Origin of the sequence: Paraburkholderia sp. 40 (assembly GCF_050434105.1) — a bacterium.
GTDB lineage: Bacteria > Pseudomonadota > Gammaproteobacteria > Burkholderiales > Burkholderiaceae > Paraburkholderia > Paraburkholderia tuberum.
This window is the reverse complement of sequence record NZ_JBNPVY010000002.1, coordinates 173081-189509: the sequence shown is the minus strand read 5'-3', so window position 1 is coordinate 189509 and position 16429 is coordinate 173081. Positions and strand designations below refer to the sequence as shown.

Genomic DNA, 16429 nt, shown 5'->3' with positions numbered 1-16429 from the left:
TGGATGGCCCATTGCCGCGTCGATCGATTCGACGCGGCAACGCCGCGCTCAATCCGCGTACTTGAACTCCGGCAACGCCTCGAGCGATTTCTTCGTCGCCTCGGGCAGCACGACGCGCCGGTTGTCGATCTGCAGATCGTTGAACGGCACGGCGACCAGATGCTTGCCCATGCCGAGAAAGCCGCCGACCGACAGGATCGCATACGTGGTGCGCTCGGTGCCCGGCGAGACGATCAGATCATCGAGCGTGCCGATGTTGTCCTTGTTGCGGTTGTACACGTCCGCGCCCGACAGCTTCGACGCGCGATAGCCGCTCGCGAGCTGCACGACGTCCGTGCGTTTTTCGGTGATCGCCTGCGGCGCGCCTTGCGCGAATGCGCTGCCGCACGTGCCCAACGCGGAAATCAGCGTAATGGCGGCGAGAAGCGATGCGGAAGCGGCCAGCGGTGTGATCTGCGTCTTGCGCATCATCTGTGTTCTCCCGATTTGGTGTCGTGGCGTTTCGACGGCGCGCAATGCGTGCGCCTTGCCGCTATGCTGCAAATCTCATGCCGCGACTTTGAGCTGAGGAAAGCGAGGCGGATCAGGCCCATAAGTTGCTACACCCACCGGCCCGCTGCTTGCGCGCGGTGCAATGTCCGGCGCGGGCCTCGAATGCCTACACTGGAACAATGAGCAGCAAAGAACCCGTGGAAAGGCAGTTGAAAAAAACACATGCATGGACCCTGAGATACCAACCTCCTCGCAGCCACTGAGAACACCTATGTCATCCCCAGCCAGCTACTCGACGCGCATCGCCGAAGGCACGCCTTTTCCGCTCGGCGCGACATGGAACGGCAGTGGCGTCAACTTCGCGTTGTTCTCCGCGCACGCAACCAAAGTCGAACTGTGTCTGTTCGATGAAACTGGCCAACACGAACTCGAACGGATCGAGCTGCCCGAATACACCGACGAGGTATGGCATGTGTTCGTACCGAATCTGAAACCGGGTGCCGTCTATGGATATCGCGTGCATGGTCCCTACGAGCCCGAAAACGGGCATCGCTTCAATCCGAACAAGCTGCTGCTCGATCCATATGCGAAGGCGCACATCGGCGAGCTTAAATGGGCGCCGGAAATCTTCGGCTATACGCTCGGCTCGGAAGAGCTCGACCTGTCATTCGATGAACGCGATAGCGCGCCTTTCGTGCCGAAGTGCAAGGTGGTCGACGCGAATTTTTCGTGGAGCCATCCGGAGCGCAACGCGCTGCCGTGGGAGCGCGTGATTCTCTACGAGACGCACGTGCGCGGCTACACGAAACTTCATCCGCGAGTGCCCGAGCGTCTGCGCGGCACGTTCGCGGGTCTGGCGCAGCAGCCGGTGCTCGACCATATCCGCAGCCTTGGCGTGACCTCGGTCGAGCTGATGCCGATCCAGACTTTCGTCAACGACAGCCATCTGCTCGACAAGGGTCTCACGAACTACTGGGGTTACAACACGATCGGCTTTTTCGCGGCCGATCCGCGCTTTTTCGCGTCATCGACCGAGTCGGTCGGCGAATTCAAGGAGATGGTCGACCGCTTTCACCAGGCCGATCTCGAAGTGATACTCGACGTCGTGTACAACCACACGGCTGAAGGCAACGAACGTGGCCCGACGGTTTCGTTCAAGGGCATCGACAACGCGTCGTACTACCGGCTGATGCCCGACGAGCCGCGCTACTACATCAACGACACCGGCACCGGCAATACGCTGAACCTGTCGCATCCGCGCGTGCTGCAGATGGTGACCGACAGCCTGCGCTACTGGGTCACCGAAATGAAAGTGGACGGCTTCCGCTTCGATCTCGCGACGATCCTCGGCCGCGAAGATCACGGTTTCGACGAGGGCGGCGGCTTTCTCGACAGCTGCCGCCAGGACCCGGTCCTCTCCAGCATCCGGCTGATCGCCGAGCCGTGGGATTGCGGCCCCGGCGGCTATCAGGTGGGCGGTTTTCCGCCGGGCTGGGCCGAATGGAACGATCGCTTCCGCGACACCGCGCGCGCGTACTGGAAGGGTGACGAGGGCACCGCCGCCGATCTCGCGACGCGCGTCACCGCGTCGGGCGACAAGTTCAATCATCGCGGCCGGCGGCCGTGGGCGAGCGTGAACTTCATTGCCGCGCACGACGGCTTCACGCTGAACGATCTGGTCTCGTACAACGACAAGCACAACGAGGCAAACGGCGAGGACAACCGCGACGGCCATTCGGACAACAAGTCGTGGAACATGGGCGTCGAAGGACCGACCGACGACGCCGACATCCGCCAGCAACGCGAGCGCCAGAAGCGCAATCTGCTCGCGACGCTGCTGCTGTCGCAGGGCACGCCGATGATTCTCGCCGGCGACGAATTCGGCCGCACGCAGCAGGGCAACAACAACGCGTATTGCCAGGACAACGAGATCAGCTGGGTCGATTGGGATGCGATCGACGACGACGGCCGCGCGCTGACCGAGTTCGTGCGCAATCTGACCACATTGCGCCACCGTTTGCCAGTGCTGCGGCGCGGCCGTTTTCTGACTGGCGAATACAACGAGACGCTCGACGTGACCGACACGCGCTGGCTATCGCCGGACGGCACCGACATCACTGACGAGCAGTGGGCCGATCCGGCGATGCGCTGCTTCGGCCTCGTGATCGACGGCCGTGCGCAGGCGAGCGGCATTCGCCGCCTCGCGTCCGACGCGACCTTGCTGCTGGTGCTGAACGCCTATCACGACGTGGTCAACTTCACGCTGCCCGACGTTCCCGAGGGCGAGCGCTGGACCTGCCTCGTCGACACCAACATGCCGGTGCGCGCCGAGCTGCCGCAATTCAGCGCGGGCGATGCCTACCAGGTGACCGGCCGCTCGCTGCTGCTGTTGGCGCTCGAAGCGCCGAGCCGCGCGACGCAGCGCGTGTTCGACCGCCTCGAAGAGCAGTTGACTTCCGACGAAGGCGACTCCGCGCCAGGCTAGTCCAGGCTGGCGAGCGACGCCAGCCCGTTGCAAAAGCGGGCCGCACCACAGGTACAAGGTTTGCTCCTTCTGTGGTTGACGATACGCACGCGTCTCCTATCTTCGCCACGGCAGGCGCGCGCACGCAAACGGCCAGGCTGGGGTGAACAAATGGAACATGAACCGAGCGTCGACGAGCAGATCCGCACGCGCGCCTACTATCTTTGGGAGCAGGCGGCCGAGCCGAAGGGCACGCCCGAGCAATACTGGGAGCAGGCCCGCAGTGAGATCGAGAAGGAGGCACCACCGGTCGAGAGCGGGCCGGTGTCGGGCGATACGATGAAATAGACATTGCTCAACGGTGTTGAGCAATAAGACTCCGAGCCGGCGAACCGCGTGCGGCTCAGGGACCGTTTTCCCATGCCCGATTTTCGCTCCGCAAGATGAACGACACACCCGAGCCGCGCGGCACGAGCCCCGCCGCGCGCATTCAGGCGGCCTCCACCGCACTCGGTATCGAGGGCCTCGTCACGTTCGGCGTCGGCGTGATCGCGGTCGCATGCCTGTACGTCGCGAGCGCGGTGATGATTCCGATCACGCTCGCGATCCTGTTGAGCTTTCTCGTCGCACCGCTCGCCGATGCGCTGTCCCGGCTCAAACTCGGCCATGTCGCGTCGGTGTGCGCGGCGGTCCTGATCTCGGTGTCGGTCATCGCGCTGCTGTGCGCGGTAATCGCCACACAGCTGACCGATCTCGCGGCCGGCATGCCGCGCTATCAGGCGACCATCCAGCACAAGATCGACACCGTGCACAGTCTGACGATCGGCAAGCTGAACCGTTTCGCGAGCGAGGCAGGGCAGGCATTGCAGCGCGCGATGATCGAGCCGCCGCAGCCGCGAGCGTCGAACGGCGCGGCGGCCGCGGCGAGTCCGCAGGCGTCGACGGCGGTGCCGGTGGAAGTGCGCGAGCCGGTGCCCACGCCGTTCGAGCTCGCGCGACGCGTGCTGTCGCCGGCCATCAGTCCGTTGGAAACCGCGTTCATCGTTTTCGTCGTCACGATCGTGATCCTGCTGCAACGCGATGACCTGCGCGATCGCGCGATCCGGCTGTTCGGCTCGCGCGACCTGCACCGCACGACCACGGTGATGGACGAGACCGCGCGGCGCTTGAGCCGCTACTTCGTGTCGCAACTCGGCGTGAACACCGGCGTCGGTGTCGCGATCGGGGCGGGGCTGTTTCTGATCGGCGTGCCGAGCCCGATCCTGTGGGGCATTCTCGCGGCGCTGCTGCGGCTCGTGCCCTACGTCGGCATCTGGATCGCGGCGATACTGCCCACCGCGCTCGCTGCGGCGGTCAGTCCCGGCTGGGCGATGGCGATCTGGTCGCTGGTGCTGTTCGTGGTCGCGGAACTGGCGGTGGGGCAGGTAGTCGAGCCGCTGCTGTATGGGCGCAGCACCGGCCTGTCGCCGTTTTCGGTGGTGGTCGCGGCGATCTTCTGGAGCTGGATCTGGGGGCCGATCGGGCTGATCCTGTCGACACCGTTGACGCTGTGTCTGCTGGTGCTCGGGCGGCACGTGCGGCGTCTCGAGTTTCTCGACGTGCTGCTCGGCGATCAGCCCGCGCTGACGCCAGTCGAAAACTTCTATCAACGCGCGCTCGCCGGCGATCCGGATGACGCGATCGAGCAGGCCGAAGTGCTATTGCGCGACTGCTCGCTGTCTGCCTATTACGACGAAGTCGCGATCCAGGGCTTGAGGCTCGCGGCCAATGACCTCACGCGCGGCAGCGTGACGAGCGCGCAACTCGCGCGCATCGAGTCGACGACCAACGACCTGGTCGACGGCCTCGACGGCTACGAGGATCGCGAGCCGGCGCCGCTCGCGATGCAGGCGAACCCGGGCGCGGTCGGGCCGCGGGCTCCCTCCGACGAAACGCCGGCCGCGCGGGCGATGCCACGATCGCTCGACGCCGCGAACAGTGGCATCGGCACCAGTACGGTCACGCCCGAACAGATCGACGGCCAGCATCATCAGGGGCCGATGGGCCAACCGTCCGCCGCCGCGCCCGTGTTCGCCTGGCATGCGCCGACGAGCCGGGTGTTGTGCCTGCCGGGCCGTGGCCCGTTCGATGCGCTGGCGACGGTCATCCTGCTGCAGTTGCTCGGCAAGCACGGCTTCGCGGCGCGCTCGCTGCCGCACGAGGCGGTGTCGCGCGCGTCGATCGACAGCCTCGTGGCGGACGACGTGGGCATCGTCTGCCTTCTGTATCTGCAGATCGACGGCATTCCGTCGCATCTGCGCAATCTGATCCGGCGCATCCGCACGCGCTTGCCGAAGGTGGCGATCGTGGTCGGCCTTTGGACACCCGAGGATACGCAGCAGTGGAGCGCGGAACAGCAGGAATCGCTGGAAGCGGAGTGCTCCGTGACATCGTTGCAGCAGATGCTGGCCGCGTGCCGTCGCATCGATGCGACGCGAACGGTGATTGCGGAGCCGCAGTTCGAGGATGGCCGTTAGGTGGTTTTCCTGAACAATCGTTGCTGATGCGTCCCGGCATCGCGGCTTTTATCCGTCTATTGACCGGCGGGCTTGTCGTGCCCGCCCTTTGACTTGTCCTGCTCCGGCTCGATCTTCGTGGTGCCGCCCGTCGAAGGCGGGTCGCTAGCCGGGAAGCTATCTTCGACCTGCCTGTCGATCTGCTGCTCGCTCTTTTCCGAGTGCGGATGCTTTTCCTTGTTTGTCGTCATGGTGGCTCCTTGCTCCAGGTTGAACGTCAAGACATCGGATCGCGCGGGTCCACGTGCGCATCGTCACGACGCCGCCGCTTCCGCCGCGCCGATGATCGCGAGCGCGTCGGCCCGCGACAGCCCGCCGCGCATCGCGTCGGAAAGCCGCGCGGTCAGCGCTTCGCGCTCGCAGGCGAACACCGCGTCGACGTGGCCGTCACGCACGTACAGCGCGATGAACTGGTGACGATCGAAGTCGCCATCGACGACGATCTCATCCCACTCGCTCGCGTGACCGAGGTATTCGAAGGTCTTGCCGTAGTGATAGGTCCAGAAGAACGGCACGTCGACATAGCGATTGCGCAAACCGCACATGTTCTGCGCGGCGATGCGCGCATGCTGCTGCGCGACGCGCCAATGCTCGATACGCACCGGCTCCTGGTTCTCATGCAGCGTGAACACGGCGATATCGCCGGCCGCATACAGACCGCACGCGGCGTTCATGCCGGCATTGACGACCACGCCGCCGTCCTTCTGCAACGGCAGTCCTTCGACAAACCCCGTAGCCGGCGCAACCCCCGTGCCCAGAAGCACGACATCGGCCGCGATGGCCTCGCCGCCGGCAAGCATCACCGTATGCACATTGCCTTCCTCGCCCTCGAGCGAGGCGACCTTGGCGTCGAGATAAAACTTCACGCCATTGCTTTCGTGCAGCGCGCGAAACATCCGGCCCGCGCGCTCGCCGAACTGCTTCGCGAACGGCACCTTGTCGCGCGAAATCACGGTGACGGGCACGCCGTGCTTGCGCAACGCGGACGCGACTTCGAGGCCGATGAAGCTGCTGCCGAGAATCGCGACGCGGGTTTGCGATGCATCGTCGCCGAGCGCGTCGATCAACGCGGCGGCATCGTCGAGGTGTCGAAGCACATGCACGCCGCCGAGTTCGCAGCCGGGCATGTCGGGCACTTTCGGCACGCTGCCGGTCGCGAGCAGCGCGGTGTCGTATTTCAGCGGCTCGATGCTCTGCTCGCTACCACCCGCGCCGGCTTCGAAATGGATCGTGTGCGCAGGCACGTCGAGCCGCGCGACCTTCGCGACGATGCGCTCGATGCCGTGCGTGTGCAGCCAGTCGGGCGGCAGCAGCGGCGGCACGTCGGCGGGCGTCATTTCAAACGAGGGGACGAATTTGCTCAGCGAGGTGCGGTCATAGGGCGCGTGCGCTTCGTCGCCGATCAGCGTGATGCGGCCCTCGAAGCCGAACTCGCGTAACGCGGCACAGGCAGCGGCGCCGGCCGCGCCCGCGCCGATTACCACGTAGTGCTTGTCTTGCGCGGTGGCATCGGGCGGGGCTGTGTGCGCCGCCGGTGCCACCGCTGCGATTTTTTCCGCCGACACGAGCACGTCGTCGCCATCGAGCGTGACCGGGTAGCGATCGAGCGGCAGCAGCGCGGGCGGCTCGAGCACGTTGCCGGTCGCGACGTCGAACGTACCCTTGTGCCATGGGCAGATGATGCGGCCGTGGCACAGCGCGCCCTCTTCGAGCGGGCCCCCGGCATGCGGGCAATCAGGCGAGTACGCCCGCGCGGTGTCGCCATCGCGCACCAGCAGAATCGGCGTGCCGTCCACGATCACGCGCACCGCGCGGTCCGCTGGCAATTCCGAGAGCCGCGCGACGCGGCGGGCAGTCGTGGACATGGTGAGGCCTCGCGCAAGAAAGAGCTCGCGCAGCGCACGCAAACGCGTCGCGAGCGGTGACGGAAGTACGCTTGCCATCAAGCAGCGATAAGGCAGCAATCGTCGTGCCCGGACGCGTCGGCGGAGTGATGCCGTGAAGCCGCTTGGGAAGATAGGCCAAGTTGCGGTAAATTTCGAGACAGGGGAATTAGCGCGCGAACAGCGGCGTGCGAATTCCCAGGCAATGCCTTCCCTGACCGTATGCAACTTTGATGGAGCAGGTGACCGTGCAGCGTGCAGAACGTGTCGCAGTGGATGTGCCGATGCCGTCACGCAACTTCGCGGCGACGCGGCGGATGCTGCTGATCTTGCTGGCCGTGTCGATCGTGTTTCCGTTGGCCTGCCTCGTGGGCTATGGCTACTTCGACTACCAGCGCCGCATCTCCGATGCGAACGATGCGCTCGACCGCCTCGCGCGCGTGGCGCAGGAGCAGGCCGTCAAGGTGCTGGATTTGAACCGGCAGATGGCCTCGCGCGTGATCGAGCTGCTCGGCAATTCCGACGACGCGCAGATCCGCGCGCGCGAGCGCGAATTGCACGAGCGTCTGCAGAGCATCGGCGGCGACTTTCCGCAGGTGGCGTCGATCTCGCTGCTCGGTGTGAACGGCCAGTTACTTGCGTCGAGCCTCGCGTATCCGGCGCCGGCGATGACGATCGGCTTGCGCGACGACTTTCTCGCCGCGAAGTCGATGCGTCCGCAGCCGTATTTCTCGCTGCCCATGTTCGGCGCGCTGTCGAAGATCGACGTGTTCACGACCGCGATCGGCCGCACGGGTACGGACGGTCAGTTTCTCGGCGCGGTCACGGTGGCGCTGCGCAACGAATATTTTTCGCGCTTCTATCGCGAGCTGACCAACGGCGATCCGTCGCTCGCGCTCGCGCTGTACCGGCAGGACGGCAATCTGCTGGTGCGCTATCCGCCATGGCCGGCCGGCGCGCGGCCGTCGATGCACAGCGCGTTCATGTCCGCGTTGCGCGACAAAGAGCTGTTCGGGCACGTGCGTCTGAATTCGACCGTCGACGGTGTCGAGCGGCTGCTCGCGTTTCGCCGCGTCGGCGACTATCCGTTGTATGTGATGAGCGCGTATTCGACGTCGTCGATCGTGGCGGCGTGGCGCGCGCACTTTATGTTCATCGCGGCGCTGACGGCGGTGCCCTGCATCGCGATCTGGTGGCTCGTGCTGTATTCGCTGCGTCAGCTCGAGGCGGAGCGGCGCGCGTGGGAGCGGTGGCAGGGCGAGGTCGCGATGCGTCTATCGGCCGAGGCGTCGAGCCGGCAACTGCAGCGCATGGGCGCGCTCGGCAATCTGGTCGCGAATGTCGCGCACGATTTCAACAACCTGCTGATGGTGGTGTCGGCGAACACCGAGCTCGCGCGCCTCAAACATTACAACGATCTCGAGAAGGAAGTGCATGCGGTCGAGCGTGCCACGGCCACGGCCGAAGCGCTGACGCGGCGTCTGTTGAGCGTCGCGCGCAAGCAGCCGCTGAAGCAGGAGCCCGTCGAGCTTGCGCGCTGGCTGCCGGCCGCCGTGCCGCTGATCAACGCGGCGCTCGGCGACACGATCGAACTGGCGTTGCGGATGCCGGAGAACCTGTGGCAGGTGCTCGTCGATCCGACCGATCTCGAGTTCGCGATCGTGAACATCGCGATGAACGCGCGCGATGCGATGCCGCGCGGCGGGCGCTTCGTGATCCGCTGCCAGAACAATCGGCTGGTCAACAGCGATACGCTGCTGCCGGACGGCGAGTACGTGCTGATCGCCTGTTCCGACGACGGCGAAGGGATGCCCGAATCGGTCGCGCGTCGTGCGTTCGAGCCGCTGTTCACGACCAAGCTGCGCGGCTCGGGCACCGGCCTCGGGCTCGCCCAGGTGCTGTCGATGTCCGAGCAGGCCGGTGGCACCGCGAAGATCGACAGCGTGCTGGGCAGCGGCACGACGGTGCGGATGTTTCTGCCGCGCTATCGTGAGCGCGCCGCGCTGGCCGGCGCCGATGCGCGCCAGCCGCTGCCGACCGCGGCCGGGGCCGTGCTGCTCGTCGAGGACAACGAGGACGTCGCGGCCGGCGTGACCGCGGTGCTCGAAACCTTCGGCTGCGAGGTGCACCACGAGCCGACCGCCGACCAGGCGTTCGACGTGCTGAGCGCCGGCGAGCGCTTCGAGCTCGTGCTGTCGGACATCCAGATGCCGGGCAAGCTGAACGGTATCGACCTGGCGGAGAAGATCCGCAGCGCGTGGCCGTCGCAAAAGATCGCGCTGATGACCGGTTACGCCGACGAGCTCGACCGCGCGCGTCGGCTCGGCATCGCGATACTCGCGAAGCCGTTCAATATCGACGAACTGCATGCGCTGGTGGCTTGCGGCACCTGAAGCCGCGGCACCGTTCGTCTATCGCGTCCATGGGCTTTTGCTGGCGTGCTGTGCTGCGGCACAGCCCTTGCTGAAAAGAGCGCGAGGTTTGCGCACGCGGTCACCGCGCGCCCACTTCCTTTCGACACTCTCGACACCCAGGAGAATCGCCATGAAGATCAGACACGCAGTGCTCGTTTCCACCTTGCTCGCGGCTTCGTCGCTCGCAATGGCGCAAGGCGCCGGCGGTGGCGCAGGCGGCGGCGGGGGGCCGGCCGGCAACGACCCGAACAGCAACGCCGCGACCTCGACACGCGAGGGCGGCGATGCGGGGCCGACCGGGGCGACCACGCCTTCGACTCACCATCACATGAAGAAGCATTCGAAGTCGAAGAAGCCCATGACCGACTCGACGAATACGCCGGGCGCCGACGCGAGCAGCGATACGAAGGGGCAGTAAGCGCAGCGTATCAAGGCAGAAGGGCGGCTGGAGTCGCGCGTCGAGCATCGTCTGGCGCGTCGGCTCCGGCCGTTTTTCTGTGCGCCGCAGTCCCCGCCAGAGCCCGGCACTGTCGGCAACGGGGGGGAGGGTTTTATGAGATGGTGCCATGTTGCACAATCGGGCCTCGTTAATTGACTGTGAGGCACGATGACTTCACTTTTTCCCGCTCCTCACCTCGACGTCCGTGAAAGACGGCACGGACATTTCTTCTGGCAGAGCGTTCGCAAATCGATCTACCTTCACATTGAGTCGCCCCGCATGTTTGACGCGGACCGCTGGTTTCATTTTGCCCTGCCCGCCGGCGCACCCCGCGCGGGAAACGACGACCTGGCGCAAGGGATGGAGGAAGCGCGCGCAGCGTGGCTGCAACACGCCCCCTCGATGCTGCTGTCCCTCCAGTCGTACGAGCTGCGCGACGTGCTTGGCCGAAGTGACAACCGATTCGATATGCGCCGGATGGACGACCATGAGGTTGCAAAGGCCCTTTACAACGAAGTGCAGAACGGTGGCCTGCTCTTTGTGCCGGAGCGGCAGGATATGCGCAAGTGCGTGCAGGCGATACAGGAGCAGCGAGACAAGGATTCCAGGCAAGCGCTCACGCGCGCGCAACAGCCAGCCGACGCGGACATGGCAAAGCTTCTTCCTAGCAACAGCGCGCGCGTGCCGCAGAATCTCGCCAATGTAAAGCCGTTCGAGTACACACCGGACGCGGCAAGTGGCGACGTTGAGGTACTGGCGGGCTCCGAGGGAATGCCGGGTAATAATCAGGCGCAAAACAGGCAGACTCGTGATGTAGCAACTGCCTTGGGCCTCAACAAAAATCAGGCGCAGCAGCTTCATCGCGAAATTGGCGGTCAACGGCTCGGCTATCACGAAATAATGGAACGCGCCAAAGATATGTTCAACTTGTGGTAACGCGGCCAACAAACAGTGGAATTACCGAATGATTAACACAAGAGACGAGATTGAGCGCCGCCTGTCAGCTGTTGAAGGACTGCCGATAAGTGCGGTACATCATGCAGCAGGCACACTGACGATGCAGTTTGGCTCCCTAAGACCGGTAGCCAATTTCAAAGGTGCGATCAGGCACGTTGGGGAGTGGTCGTTACACGTCCAATGCAACTGGAAAATAGAACAGGCTGGCAGTGCGATTGCAACGCAAGATGATCTTTTCGGTCCCGATGAAAAGGCACACCGTTCGGCTCAGCGCATTGACGATTTGCTGGTCAAACAGGGCCCTGCCATTGTGACAGCCGTATCGGGAAGCGAAGAAGGCGGTGCAGACATTTTACTGTCCGGTGGCTTGCGGCTTGTCATCAGCCCGAACAGTGCACCTGACGAAGAAGACTGGCGCTTTTTTGACCCAACCTCCGATGCGAAGCACTTTATCATCGAGGGCGGCAAGGTTGATCCCTGGTCTTTATCGTGACGAACGTCCGCAGGAAAAGGCAAATCTCGGCGTTGGATTACCTGCAAAGCCCGTAACAATCGCTGACGGGTCAATTCGTACTGTCGGCTGTGATATGTGCAGGATGGATGTTATGCGCGGACGGGATCCAGAAGCCTTTTTCCACAGCTCCCGGGTTGCCTGCGCCCGCGCCCGGGTTCCATCCCTGGGTTCAATCCTTTTCCATCGCCGCGTCGTACTTGCCGAGCGCGGCCGCGCCGTTCAGACGCGCGCGCTTGAGCAACGCCTGCTGCGCTTCCTTCACGTTGGCCGGCTGTCCGCGCCACGCATTCAACGGCGGCTCCTGCAACGCGCGCCCGTACGAAAAGCTCAGATTCCACGGTAGCGCGCCGAGCCGGTTCATCGCACTGAGATTGGCGGTGGCCTCCTCGGGCGACTGTCCGCCCGACAGGAACACGAGACCGGGAACCGAAGAGGGGACCGTACGCATCAGCACGCGCACGGTCGCCGCCGCGATATGCGCCGTGCTCGACTGCTGCTGATGCTCGGAGCCGGCCAGCACCATGCTCGGCTTCAGCACGATATGTTCGAGCACCACGCGATGCCGATGCAGCGCATGAAACACCTCGTGCAACACGGCCTCGGTGACTTCCGCGCAACGCTCGATCGTGTGCTCGCCGTCCATCAGCACCTCGGGTTCGACGATCGGCACGATGCCGGCTTCCTGGCTGATCGCCGCGTAGCGCGCGAGCGAATCGGCGTTCGCCTCGATCGCGAGCCGGCTCGGCAGGCTCGCGGTGATGTTGTAGACCGCGCGCCACTTCGCGAAGCGGGCGCCGTGCCGCTTGTAATCGACGAACCGTTTGGCGAGACCGTCGAGGCCTTCGGTGATCTCGTCGCCGGGAGCGAGCGCAAGCGGCACCTTGCCGAGGTCGACCTTGATGCCGGGCACGATGCCGTTTGCCGCGGCCACCTGCGGGAACGGCGTGCCGTCGTCGGCTTTCTGGCCGAGCGTTTCTTCGTAGAGGATCACGCCGCTCACGAACTCGCCGAGGCCGGGCGTCGTCAGGAGCAGGTTGCGATACGCGCGACGGTTTTCCTCGGTCGATTCGAGGCCGATCGTCTTGAAGCGTTTGGCGATGGTCGGGCCGCTTTCGTCGGCGGCGAGAAGACCCTTGCCCGGTTGAACCATCGCCTTGACGGTGGCTTGCAGCTCGCTACGGGTGTCCATGAGGTGTGCTCCCTTGGGTAGGTTCCGTTCGATGCGGTGTGCGGAGAAGTGCCGGTGACAGTTTCCTTTGCGTGACGAGTGGGTGCGAAAGCGGACTTTCATTCGCCGAGCAGATGCAACACGATATCGCGCGGCTGCGGGTGACGCCGATGTTCGAACAGATACAGCCCCTGCCATGTGCCGAGCACCATCCTTCCATGCTCGACGGGCACGGACAACTGCACCTGGGTGAGCGCCGTGCGCAGATGCGCGGGCATGTCGTCGGGGCCTTCGGTGTCGTGCTCGTAGCGCGTGTCGTCCTCGGGCGCGAGGGTCTCGAAGTAGCGCTGCAGATCTCGCCGCACGGACGGATCGGCATTCTCCTGAATCAGCAGCGACGCCGACGTGTGCCGGCAAAACAGCGTTAGCAGACCTGTACGGATGTCCGTATCGTCGACGAAGCGGCGCGCGTCGTCGGTAAATTCGACGAGGCCGCGGCCGCGGGCCTGGACACTCAGATGATGGATGACCTGGCGCATGACGGAGCTCGAATCTCAGAGCGACGCGAACGCGTCGTCGATATCCTCGGCGCTGTGTGGCCGCACCACGCGCGCAACCTCGGCGCCGTCGCGCATCAGCACGAGCGTCGGCCACAGTTTGACCTTGAACGAGCGGCCGAGCGGGCGGCCCGGGCCGTCCTCGATCTTCAGATGCCGCAGGCCCGCGTGCGGCGCGAGCGCCTGCCGGATCGATGCCTGCGCGCCCTGGCAATAGCCGCACCAGTCGGTGCCGAATTCGACGACGGTGACGCCGGGCAGCGAGTCCAGCTCGGCACGGGTCGGTCCTTTCGGGGAATAAGCTGTCGGCGAGGTCATGCGTGCTCCGCTGCTGATCGTGATCTGCCAAGCGTAGCAGCTATGTCGCGGATCGTCAGCGCAGCGGCCGTATGCTGCCGATGCGCGCGGTGTCGCCGCGGTATGTTAAAAAGCGGTGCGCGCGTGCTCGACCGATCGACGCGCCGCGTCATCGCACAGAACCTCGCAAAACATGAACACACGAATCTATCTGCAACATCCGCAACACAAAGACGCTATCGCGGTCGCGACCGGCTTCAGCTGGGGCGCGTGCCTGCTCGGCTTCATCTGGGCACTGTCGAAGAGAATGTGGTTCGCCGCGTTCGTGATGCTGGGCATCAACGTGATCCTGCTTGGCATCGGTCTGTGGGGCGAGACGGCCGATCTGATCGGCTTCGTGCTGTCGATCGTGTTCGCGTTCGCATGCGGCGCGTATGGCAACCGGTGGCACCGCTGGACGCTCGAACAGCGCGGCTACGTCGTGGTGTGATGCGTTCGCGCTGGAGCGGGGATTGCTGCGCGCAGGAATGTGATCGAAGCTGAGTTCAATCCGTCATGGAGGCGTTTTATGCTCATTGCATCGGCAATCGCTGGTCTTTTCGCTGATCGGCTTTCGACGCTCGGCGCGCGGTCGGTCGCGCTGGCTGCATCGTTGGTCATGTTGGCCATCGCGCCGCTCGCGCACTGCGCCGACGCGGCGCCCCCCGCCACGATTGCGGCCACCCCAGCCACGGCAGCCTCCGCCCCCGCCGACGACACCTTCCTGCTGACGATCTTCCTGCGCCACGACGAATCGAAGCCGCTGCCGAAAATCAACGATCAACTGCGCGAGCAGGGCTTCTTCAAGACCTTCCCGCCGCCAGGCATCGAAGTCGTGTCGTGGTACGTGATGATGGGCATCGGGCAGGTCGTGACGCTGCGCGTGCCCGCGAGCCGGTTGCGTGAAGTGAACCGCGCGATCGAATCGACCGCGTGGGGCGGCTATCACACCGAGTTCTATCCGACCTACGACTACAAAGCGCAGGCGCAGCAAATGCGCGCAACTGAGGGCAAGTAGCGGTGAGCGTGCCAGCAGCTTGGCGCTAACGGCACGCATCGGCGCGGCGCGGCGCAAGTAACCGGATGAATCCGCAGGCTTCTCACGGATTTGGGACAGCTCTTAGCGGGTTTACGCGAGCCGCGCTCCGGGTCGATAATGCCCCGGTCGTTCCGGCCCCCTGCCTGCGACGCCTAACGTGCCTTCGAGCGCTTCGCTGCGTATCGAGGCCCGCTCCACCTGACCCACCGTCCCCGTGTTGAAAACTGCGCGTTTTTTCGACCTGCTTCGCATTCCTGGCTTCAAGCCGCTCGCCGCCGCCACCCTGATGCTCGGTGTGGCGATGTCCTTCACCGCACCGTATCTGTCTTTGTTCGGCATCGAACGCGCCGGCATGACGCCGTTCCGGCTCGGCGTATTCATGACACTGATCGCCGCGAGCGGCGTGCTCGCGAGCACGGTGGCGGGGCGCTGGAGCGACCGGAGCGGGCGGCATCGACCGTTATTGCTGGCGGCGCTCATCGCTGCCGCGCTCGGCTACCTGTGTCTGTGCGTGGTGCGCGATTACCGGCTGCTGCTCGTGGTCGGCATCGTGTTCATCGGCGCGGGCGGTTCGGCGATTTCGATGGTGTTCTCGTTCAGCCGCGCGGCGCTGCCGGTGCCCGACCCTGCCGAGCGCGTGTTCGCGAGCGCGACGCTGCGTACGATCCTCTCGGCCGCATGGGTGTTCGGGCCGGCGGTCGGCGCTTTGGTGCTCGCCGCGACGAGCTTCACCGGACTCTTCCTGTTCGCGGCCGCCAGCTTCGCGACCTGCGGCTTCATCGTCTGGCGCATGCAGGAGCCGCAGAGCCATCTCGGCGATCACACGGTCGAGGACACCGCGTCGGAGCCGTCCGCGTCGATCACGGTGCCGCCGCTGAGGCAGCCCGGCGAGGACGCGCACGAAACACTGCCGGTCGCGTCGGCGAACGACATCCTGCGCTCGGTGACCGCGCTGACCTTGCTCGGCCTCGCCGCGAACGCGACGATGATCGTATTGCCGCTGTACATCGTGCACGGGCTCAACGGCACGCATCTCGACGTGTCGGTGATGCTCGGTCTCGGCGCGCTGACCGAGATCCCGATGATGCTCGCGCTCGGCGCGAAGTCGTCGTCGCTGCACAAGCCGAACTGGCTTGCCGCGTGCGCGGCCGTGCATGCGGTGTACTTCGTCGCGATGTCGCTGGCGGGCAACGTCAGCGTGCTGATCCCGATGCAGATGCTGAACGCGTTCGTGGTCGCCGTGACGTCGTGCCTCGGCATGACCTACGTGCAGGACCTGATGCCGCATTCGCCCGGGCGCGCGACCGCGCTGTTCTTCAATGCGGCGCGAGTCGGCTCGATCCTGTCGGGCGTGCTGTCGGGGCTGCTCGTGCAGGCGTTCAGCTATCGCGGCACGTTCCTGTTCTGCGGACTGCTGGGGCTGTGCGCGCTGGTGCTGTTCGCGGTGCCCGGCTATCGCTATCCGCTGATGTGGCGCGCGGTCAAGCGCTTCGCGGCCGAGCAATACGCGAAGCTGGCCGCCCGCCGCGGCACGCGCGTGCCCGAGCGTAGCGAATGACACGTGGGCCCGCCGCGTTCGCTTTCGTGCGGATGCGGCGCGCCTCCTGTTGC

At 65.0% G+C, this 16429-nt stretch carries 16 protein-coding genes; 10 read left to right on the top strand and 6 right to left on the bottom strand.

Annotation, left to right across the window (positions count from 1 at the left end; translation table 11 throughout):
- Nucleotides 1-48: 48 nt before the first annotated feature.
- Nucleotides 49-471 (bottom strand): PRC-barrel domain-containing protein, encoded by a 423-nt coding sequence (locus OKW28_RS02125; RefSeq protein ID WP_429443563.1) that lies wholly within the window; start codon nt 469-471, stop codon nt 49-51.
- Between the two features lie 292 nt (nt 472-763).
- Here OKW28_RS02125 and glgX point away from each other — a divergent pair, with 292 nt between their 5' ends.
- The 3 genes from glgX (at nt 764) to OKW28_RS02110 (ending at nt 5472) form a co-directional block, all read left to right on the top strand.
- Nucleotides 764-2977 (top strand): glycogen debranching protein GlgX, encoded by a 2214-nt coding sequence (gene glgX, locus OKW28_RS02120; RefSeq protein ID WP_429443560.1) that lies wholly within the window; start codon nt 764-766, stop codon nt 2975-2977.
- 150 nt (nt 2978-3127) lie between these two features.
- The gene (locus OKW28_RS02115) at nt 3128-3304 is read left to right on the top strand and encodes a DUF2934 domain-containing protein (protein WP_429443557.1); all 177 of its coding nucleotides are present in this window, start codon (nt 3128-3130) and stop codon (nt 3302-3304) included.
- Between the two features lie 95 nt (nt 3305-3399).
- On the top strand, nt 3400-5472 hold the full coding sequence (locus OKW28_RS02110; protein WP_429443554.1) for an AI-2E family transporter: 2073 nt from the start codon (nt 3400-3402) through the stop codon (nt 5470-5472).
- 56 nt (nt 5473-5528) lie between these two features.
- Here the strand turns inward: OKW28_RS02110 and OKW28_RS02105 are convergent, their stop codons facing one another.
- Nucleotides 5529-5702: a hypothetical protein gene (locus OKW28_RS02105; protein WP_429348585.1), complete on the bottom strand. Its 174-nt coding sequence runs from the start codon at nt 5700-5702 to the stop codon at nt 5529-5531.
- A gap of 63 nt (nt 5703-5765) precedes the next feature.
- Complete coding sequence (locus OKW28_RS02100) at nt 5766-7376, bottom strand: FAD-dependent oxidoreductase (RefSeq protein WP_429443551.1); 1611 nt, start codon at nt 7374-7376, stop codon at nt 5766-5768.
- A gap of 266 nt (nt 7377-7642) precedes the next feature.
- Here OKW28_RS02100 and OKW28_RS02095 point away from each other — a divergent pair, with 266 nt between their 5' ends.
- The 4 genes from OKW28_RS02095 to OKW28_RS02080 all read left to right on the top strand — a co-directional run bounded on the left by OKW28_RS02095 (nt 7643) and on the right by OKW28_RS02080 (nt 11697).
- Nucleotides 7643-9787, top strand: a complete 2145-nt coding sequence (locus tag OKW28_RS02095; RefSeq protein ID WP_429443548.1) for a response regulator — start codon at nt 7643-7645, stop codon at nt 9785-9787.
- 151 nt (nt 9788-9938) lie between these two features.
- Nucleotides 9939-10226 (top strand): hypothetical protein, encoded by a 288-nt coding sequence (locus tag OKW28_RS02090; protein ID WP_429443546.1) that lies wholly within the window; start codon nt 9939-9941, stop codon nt 10224-10226.
- A 189-nt stretch (nt 10227-10415) separates the two neighbouring features.
- Nucleotides 10416-11183, top strand: coding sequence for a hypothetical protein (locus OKW28_RS02085; protein WP_429443543.1), 768 nt, complete (start codon nt 10416-10418; stop codon nt 11181-11183).
- A 28-nt stretch (nt 11184-11211) separates the two neighbouring features.
- Complete coding sequence (locus OKW28_RS02080; protein ID WP_429443540.1) at nt 11212-11697, top strand: hypothetical protein; 486 nt, start codon at nt 11212-11214, stop codon at nt 11695-11697.
- Between the two features lie 190 nt (nt 11698-11887).
- Here the strand turns inward: OKW28_RS02080 and OKW28_RS02075 are convergent, their stop codons facing one another.
- The 3 genes from OKW28_RS02075 to OKW28_RS02065 all read right to left on the bottom strand — a co-directional run bounded on the left by OKW28_RS02075 (nt 11888) and on the right by OKW28_RS02065 (nt 13761).
- Nucleotides 11888-12907, bottom strand: coding sequence for a class I fructose-bisphosphate aldolase (locus OKW28_RS02075; RefSeq protein WP_429443538.1), 1020 nt, complete (start codon nt 12905-12907; stop codon nt 11888-11890).
- 98 nt (nt 12908-13005) lie between these two features.
- Nucleotides 13006-13425 carry a secondary thiamine-phosphate synthase enzyme YjbQ gene (locus OKW28_RS02070; protein WP_429443535.1) on the bottom strand — a complete coding sequence of 140 codons (420 nt, stop codon included), beginning with the start codon at nt 13423-13425 and terminating at the stop codon, nt 13006-13008.
- A 15-nt stretch (nt 13426-13440) separates the two neighbouring features.
- Nucleotides 13441-13761: a thioredoxin family protein gene (locus OKW28_RS02065; protein WP_429443532.1), complete on the bottom strand. Its 321-nt coding sequence runs from the start codon at nt 13759-13761 to the stop codon at nt 13441-13443.
- Between the two features lie 172 nt (nt 13762-13933).
- On the opposite strand from OKW28_RS02065, the gene OKW28_RS02060 reads away from it, so the two are divergent.
- The 3 genes from OKW28_RS02060 (at nt 13934) to OKW28_RS02050 (ending at nt 16376) form a co-directional block, all read left to right on the top strand.
- Nucleotides 13934-14230, top strand: a complete 297-nt coding sequence (locus OKW28_RS02060; protein WP_187611384.1) for a DUF2628 domain-containing protein — start codon at nt 13934-13936, stop codon at nt 14228-14230.
- Between the two features lie 78 nt (nt 14231-14308).
- Nucleotides 14309-14797: a hypothetical protein gene (locus tag OKW28_RS02055; protein ID WP_429443529.1), complete on the top strand. Its 489-nt coding sequence runs from the start codon at nt 14309-14311 to the stop codon at nt 14795-14797.
- 235 nt (nt 14798-15032) lie between these two features.
- Nucleotides 15033-16376, top strand: coding sequence for a sugar efflux transporter (locus OKW28_RS02050; protein WP_184035158.1), 1344 nt, complete (start codon nt 15033-15035; stop codon nt 16374-16376).
- Nucleotides 16377-16429: the final 53 nt, after the last annotated feature.